The 6,311-nt window shown below is 53.6% G+C and carries 6 protein-coding genes; 2 read left to right on the top strand and 4 right to left on the bottom strand.

The annotated features are described in order from the left end of the window. Nucleotides 1-292 precede the first annotated feature (292 nt). Together WB237_RS22210 and mdtD are read left to right on the top strand one after the other, a co-directional pair. The gene (locus WB237_RS22210) at nt 293-1,000 is read left to right on the top strand and encodes a FadR/GntR family transcriptional regulator (protein WP_336216483.1); all 708 of its coding nucleotides are present in this window, start codon (nt 293-295) and stop codon (nt 998-1,000) included. Further along, the gene (gene mdtD, locus WB237_RS22205) at nt 997-2,430 is read left to right on the top strand and encodes a multidrug transporter subunit MdtD (RefSeq protein WP_336216481.1); all 1,434 of its coding nucleotides are present in this window, start codon (nt 997-999) and stop codon (nt 2,428-2,430) included. Before WB237_RS22210 ends, mdtD begins: the two co-directional genes overlap by 4 nt. Here the strand turns inward: mdtD and rbsR are convergent. From rbsR to rbsC, 4 genes are all read right to left on the bottom strand, one after another. Further along, complete coding sequence (gene rbsR / locus WB237_RS22200) at nt 2,396-3,388, bottom strand: ribose operon transcriptional repressor RbsR (protein WP_028017751.1); 993 nt, start codon at nt 3,386-3,388, stop codon at nt 2,396-2,398. The two genes, mdtD and rbsR, sit on opposite strands and share 35 nt — an antisense overlap. Nucleotides 3,389-3,391: 3 nt before the next feature. Continuing rightward, on the bottom strand, nt 3,392-4,321 hold the full coding sequence (gene rbsK / locus WB237_RS22195) for a ribokinase (protein ID WP_336216495.1): 930 nt from the start codon (nt 4,319-4,321) through the stop codon (nt 3,392-3,394). Between the two features lie 106 nt (nt 4,322-4,427). Continuing rightward, a complete protein-coding gene (gene rbsB, locus WB237_RS22190) occupies nt 4,428-5,318 on the bottom strand; it encodes a ribose ABC transporter substrate-binding protein RbsB (protein WP_028017753.1) in 891 nt (296 codons plus the stop codon). A gap of 27 nt (nt 5,319-5,345) precedes the next feature. Beyond that, nucleotides 5,346-6,311, bottom strand: a complete 966-nt coding sequence (gene rbsC / locus WB237_RS22185; protein WP_028017754.1) for a ribose ABC transporter permease — start codon at nt 6,309-6,311, stop codon at nt 5,346-5,348.

The following is a 6,311-nucleotide window of genomic DNA, read 5'->3' as shown; positions in this document are numbered from 1 at the left end:
CGTTTTCCTCATTCAGAGTCAAGCGATTATTTTCACTTTTCTCTGTTGGTGTTCATCTCTGAACCCCGCTAACCCGGCGGCGTGTGTGCCGTTGTTCCGTGTCAGTGGAGGCGCATTATAGGGAGTTATTCCTAAGTGACAAGAGGAAATTTAAAAAAAGTTTTCATCCGCGTTTTTTTTTCACCAACAGCAATGAAATCAAGCTACAAATTGTTCTATTTGATGTATCTGCAACCACAATCACACTCGAGGTGGCATAATTATCAGCATGAATCTTTAAGGAATAAAAGCGATGCCATTAAGCGCACAACAGCTGGCCGCCCAAAAAAACCTGTCGTATGTGCTGGCAGAGAAGCTGGCTCAGCGGATTTTAGCGGGTAAATATGCCCCAGGCAGCATCCTGCCGGGTGAAATGGAGCTGGGTGAGCAGTTTGGAGTGAGTCGTACAGCAGTTCGTGAAGCGGTGAAAACCCTAACGGCAAAAGGTATGGTGCTTCCGCGTCCCCGCATTGGTACACGTGTCATGCCACAGAGTAACTGGAACTTTCTCGATCAGGAGCTGCTCTCCTGGTGGATGACGGAAGATAACTTTCATCAGGTTGTCGATCACTTTCTGGTGATGCGCAGCAGTCTTGAACCACAGGCATGCCTGCTTGCCGCCACGCTTGGAACGGCAGAACAGAAAGCACAACTCAACGCGTTAATGGAAGAGATGGTGTTCCTGAAAAAACACTTCAACCGGGAACGCTGGGTTGAGGTCGATATGGCCTGGCATGAGCATATCTATATGATGAGCGCCAATCCGTTCCTCACCTCTTTTGCCTCTTTATTTCATTCGGTGTACCACACTTACTTTACCTCTATTACACAAGACGAAGTGGTTAAATTGGATTTGCATCAGGCGATAGTGGATGCCATTCAGGAAAGCGACGGGCAGCGAGCCCTGAGTGCGTGTCAGGAATTGCTGGCCGCGCCAACCTACCAGCAGGTAAATAAATGACAAAGAAAAAAGCGCGCAGCATGGCCGGATTGCCGTGGATTGCAGCCATGGCGTTCTTTATGCAGGCACTGGATGCCACCATCCTCAACACTGCGCTTCCCGCTATTGCGCAAAGCCTCAACCGCTCCCCGCTGGCAATGCAATCCGCCATCATCAGTTACACCCTGACGGTCGCAATGTTAATCCCTGTCAGCGGCTGGCTGGCCGACCGCTTCGGCACCCGCAGGGTTTTCATGTTGGCCGTGACACTCTTTACACTCGGTTCGCTGGCCTGTGCGCTCTCCTCATCCTTAACAGAACTGGTTATCTTCCGCGTATTACAAGGTATTGGCGGAGCGATGATGATGCCCGTGGCACGCCTTGCCTTACTGCGAGCCTATCCTCGAAGCGAACTGCTTCCCGTGCTCAACTTCGTCACCATGCCAGGCCTGGTTGGTCCGATACTTGGCCCGGTACTTGGTGGTGTGTTTGTCACCTGGGCAAGCTGGCATTGGATCTTCCTGATTAATATTCCTATTGGCGTTGCCGGTCTGCTGTATGCCCGCAAATATATGCCGAACTTCACCACGCCAAGACGCAGCTTCGATATGGGAGGCTTTTTCCTGTTTGGCCTGAGCCTGGTGCTCTTCTCAAGCGGGATGGAACTGTTTGGTGAGAAGATCGTAGCAACATGGATTGCGCTCTCCGTCATCCTCAGCGGTATTCTGCTGTTCCTTCTTTATATACGTCACGCGCGCCGTCACCCGACACCGTTAATCTCACTCGGACTCTTTAACACCCGAACCTTTTCCGTAGGGATCGCAGGCAACATTGCGTCACGTCTGGGGACAGGTTGCGTACCGTTTCTGATGCCATTGATGCTGCAGGTAGGTTTCGGCTACCCGGCACTGATTGCTGGCTGCATGATGGCGCCCACGGCAATGGGCTCGATTCTGGCAAAATCAACGGTTACACAAGTGCTGCGCTGGTTTGGCTATCGTAAGACGCTGGTTGGCGTAACGGTCTTCATCGGTCTGATGATTGCGCAGTTCTCTCTGCAGTCCGCCGCCCTTCCCGTATGGATGTTGATCCTGCCGTTATTTGTGCTGGGCATGGCGATGTCAACGCAGTTTACGTCGATGAATACCATCACGCTGGCAGACCTGACGGACGAGAACGCCAGCAGTGGCAACAGCGTGCTGGCGGTGACGCAACAGCTGTCGATCAGTCTTGGGGTGGCCGTAAGTGCGGCGGTACTGCGGTTTTATGAAGGTTTTGACAGCGCGAATACCGTCGAGCAGTTCCACTATACGTTTATCACAATGGGCGTTCTTACCGTCGTTTCAGCGCTGGTCTTTATGCTGTTAAAACCAAAAGACGGACGTAATCTGATCAAAGAACGCCACAAAGCAAAGTCTAAACCGAACCCCGTTCCATCAGAACAGGAGTAAGCTGCAGACGTTGCTGTTGCAGCGTGGGCTGCGCCATTCGATGAATCAGCACATCAATGGCCAGCTCACCCAGTTCATCCTTCGGCTGATGAATTGTGGTCAGCGGTGGGGTCATATAGCTGGCCAGTTCAATATCATCGTAGCCAATTACCGCCATATCATCCGGAACGCGCAAGCCTGCCTGATATAACGCCTGATAGGCGCCAAATGCCATGGCATCGTTGCCGATAAAGACGGCCTGCGGACGCTGCGGCTGCGCCAGCAAGGTCTGCATCGCTTCAAAGCCACCGTGAAACTCAAAATCACCGGTAATACGGTAGCCTTCGGGCACAGAAAGCCCGGCCCGGGCCATCGCAGAGAGATACCCTTCCAGACGCAAACGCGCCGGAGTTTTATCCAGTGGACCGGTAATACAGGCAATGCGGGTGTAACCTTTATCGATCAGATACTGGGTGGCCATGTCGCCCCCCAGCAGGGAGTTATCCTGAATCAGATCGCTGGTACCGTCGAACGGTGCCCAGTCCATCATCACCGTGGGAATAGAGGGATAACGCTGGATAATCTCTTTCGAGGGCTGGTGTGTTTCGGTACAGAGCAGCAGTAGCCCGTCGACGCGTTTTTGCATCAGCGTCTCCAGGTTGCGGTTCATTCTCTGCTCGTCACCTTCGGTATTGCACAGCACCAGGCTGTAGCCACGCTCGAAGCAACTACGCTCTACACCTCGCACAAGCTCAGAATAGAAAGGGTTGGTACTGGCCGTAATCAGCATACCAATAGTGCGCGTCTGGTTGAGCTTAAGACTACGCGCCAGTGCAGATGGCGCATAGTTGAGTTCTTTTACCGCAGCTTCGACTTTCTCCCGAATCGCCTCGCTGACGAAGCGATCGTTGTTTATAACGTGAGAGACCGTCGAGGTAGAAACACCCGCCATGCGGGCGACATCTTTCATTGTTGCCAAGCGTTACCCCTGCTGACTTAAGAATTCATCGATCTCTTTACGCCACGGAACGGAGGGTTGGGCCCCTTTGCGCGTCACGGCAATCGCAGCAGCAGCATGCGCAAAACGGATCGCATCATCCATTCGCTTGCCTTCCAGTAGCGCGGTCACCAGCGCACCATTGAAGGTATCTCCCGCGGCGATGGTGTCAATCGCTTTCACCTTAAAGCCCGGCACTCGACGGCCTTCGCCATTGACGCTTGCCCACACCCCACGGCTACCAAGGGTGATAATCACGGTACCGATGCCTTTATCATGCAATGCACGTGCAGCTCGCGCGGCATCGCCATCATTTTCGACACGAATGCCCGTCAGCTTTTCCGCTTCGGTTTCGTTTGGCGTAATGATGTCCACCAGCGCCAGCAGCTCGTCTGATAATACACGGGCAGGAGCTGGATTTAGTACGACAGTGGTATGATTTTCATGCGCAATTTTGGCGGCGGCCAGCACGCTTTCAACCGGTGACTCCAGTTGCATCAGCAACGCTTCGGCATTCGCAATGATCTCACGTTGCGCTTCTACGCGCTCCGTTGTCAGAGCAGCGTTGGCGCCAGCATGAATACCGATAACATTCTCACCTTCTGCGTTGACGAAAATCAGCGCCACGCCGGTAGATTCCCCTGCAACCACGCTGACCGGTGCGATATCAATGTTGTCGCTCGCCAGCTGTTTACGTACGCGCTCACCGGTATCGTCATCACCCGTGCAGGCGATAAACGCAATATTCGCCCCACTGCGACCAGCAGCAACGGCCTGGTTTGCACCTTTACCGCCAAATGCCACCTGATACTGGTTACCCGTGACGGTTTCGCCCGGTGTTGGGAATGATTCAAGGTTAAGAATGTGATCGGCATTGATACTGCCAAGGACGACGAGGTTGCCTGCGGTTTTCATGGTTGGGTTGTCCATCTGAGAGCGCCACCGGTGTTACCCGGTGGCGTATGCCACACTTTTCTTTATTGGTGTCCCTCAGGCAGCCAGCGACTGCCTGATTCGCCTTTTACTGCTTGATGACCAGTTTCAGGTCAACAGGGTATTTGGCCTGAACTTTTTCGCCCTTCAGCACTTTGTCGGCAGTTTCAACGCCAGTCGCGCCAATCTGCTCCGGCAACTGAGCGATGGTCGCAGCCAGTTTGCCATCGTTTACTGCTTTTTCACCATCCGGCGTACCGTCAAATCCGACAACCATCACATCAGATTTACCTGCAGTCTGCAGGGCACGCAGCGCACCCAGTGCCATTTCGTCGTTCTGCGCGAATACTGCCTGCACGTCAGGATGTGCGGTCAGCAGGTTCTGCATCACGTTCAGACCTTTAGTACGGTCGAAGTCGGCAGGCTGGCTGGCCAGGACGTTAAATTTGTGTGCAGCAACGGCCTGCTGGAAGCCTTCGCCACGTTCACGGGCAGCAGAGGTACCCGCGATACCCTGCAATTCGATAACTTTCGCACCTTCACCTGCTTTCTTCGCGATGTAATCACCCGCGATTTTACCGCCCAGCACGTTATCAGACGCAATGTGGCTGACCACGTCACCTTTAGAGGCCTGACGGTCCAGGGTGATTACCGGGATCTTCGCCTGGTTTGCCATTTTAACGGCGTTACCTACGGCATCAGAATCAGTTGGGTTGATCAGCAGAATTTTGGTACCACGAACGGTTAAGTCCTGAACGTTAGCCAGCTCTTTCGCCGGGTTGTTCTGGGAATCCAGCACCACCAGGTTGTAGCCCAGTTTGTCCGCTTCTTTCTGCGCGCCATCCTTCAGAGAGACGAAGAACGGGTTGTTCAGCGTGGAGATAACCAGCGCGATGGTGTCTTTCGCCATAGCGTTAGCACTTACGGTTGCGCTCAGCGCGACAGCAGAAACCAGGGTAGCCAGTTTTTTCATGTTCATATCTAAGATGTCCTGTAGTGTCGTCAGTTACTGTTTTTTGTTGTCTACCAGTACCGCCAGCAAAATCACCACTGCCTTAACGATCATCTGGTAATAGGAGGAAACACCTAACAAATTCAAACCATTATTCAGGAAACCGAGAATCAGTGCGCCGATCAATGTCCCAACAATGCGACCTTTACCACCCGCAAGACTCGTACCGCCCAGAACCACTGCCGCAATGGCATCCAGCTCATAACCCGTGCCCGCCGTTGGCTGCGCGGAGGAGAGGCGCGCCACTTCGATGATGCCTGCCAGAGAAGCCAGCAAGCCGCACAGGGAATAAACGATAATTTTAACTTTATTGACGCTAATCCCGGACAAACGCGTTGCCGCTTCGTTACCGCCCAGCGCATAGATATAACGACCCAGACGGGTGTGATGCAGCATGTACCACGCCGCCAGGAAGACGATAGCCATGATCCAGACCGGGGTCGGAATACCCAGCGGGCGGCCGATACCGAACCAGCCAAACAGATCGGCGTTATCGGTAAAGCCAGTGTTCACCGGGCTGCCGTTGGTGTAAACCATGGTCACACCGCGCAGCAACAGCATCATTACCAGCGTCGCGATGAACGCCTGAACACGCCCTTTCGCCACAATCACGCCGGTCACGGCACCGATTGCCGCCCCAGCAGCCAGCGCTGCAGCCACGGCCACCAGCGCGTTAACCTCAACACCAACAAGGGAAGCGGCGATCGCACCGGTGAGCGCCAGCAGGGAACCAACGGACAGATCGATCCCTGAGGTTAAAATCACCAGCGTCATCCCGACCGCCATAATGGCGTTGACAGAAGTCTGCTGCAGAATGTTGAACAGGTTATTAACGGTGAAAAAGTTTGGACTCATGGTCGACACAATCGCGATCAGCACCAGCAGGGCAATCAGCGATTTTTGTTCCATCAGCCATGCCTTTGTGAAATAACGGCGACCAGAAACAGCCTGGGTAGTCAT

Source organism: Enterobacter sp. P82, assembly GCF_037053385.1.
Classification (GTDB): Bacteria; Pseudomonadota; Gammaproteobacteria; order Enterobacterales; family Enterobacteriaceae; genus Enterobacter.
Note: the sequence above shows the minus strand (reverse complement) of the source record. Positions and strands in the feature narration are given on the sequence as shown.

Bases quoted from the DNA above. Each gene is read 5' to 3' on its own strand.
- rbsC (WP_028017754.1), bottom strand. From the start codon at position 6,311: ATGACTACCCAGGCTGTTTCTGGTCGCCGTTATTTCACAAAGGCATGG.
- rbsK (WP_336216495.1), bottom strand. From the start codon at position 4,321: ATGAAAACCGCAGGCAACCTCGTCGTCCTTGGCAGTATCAATGCCGAT.
- WB237_RS22210 (WP_336216483.1), top strand. From the start codon at position 293: ATGCCATTAAGCGCACAACAGCTGGCCGCCCAAAAAAACCTGTCGTAT.
- rbsB (WP_028017753.1), bottom strand. From the start codon at position 5,318: ATGAACATGAAAAAACTGGCTACCCTGGTTTCTGCTGTCGCGCTGAGC.
- mdtD (WP_336216481.1), top strand. From the start codon at position 997: ATGACAAAGAAAAAAGCGCGCAGCATGGCCGGATTGCCGTGGATTGCA.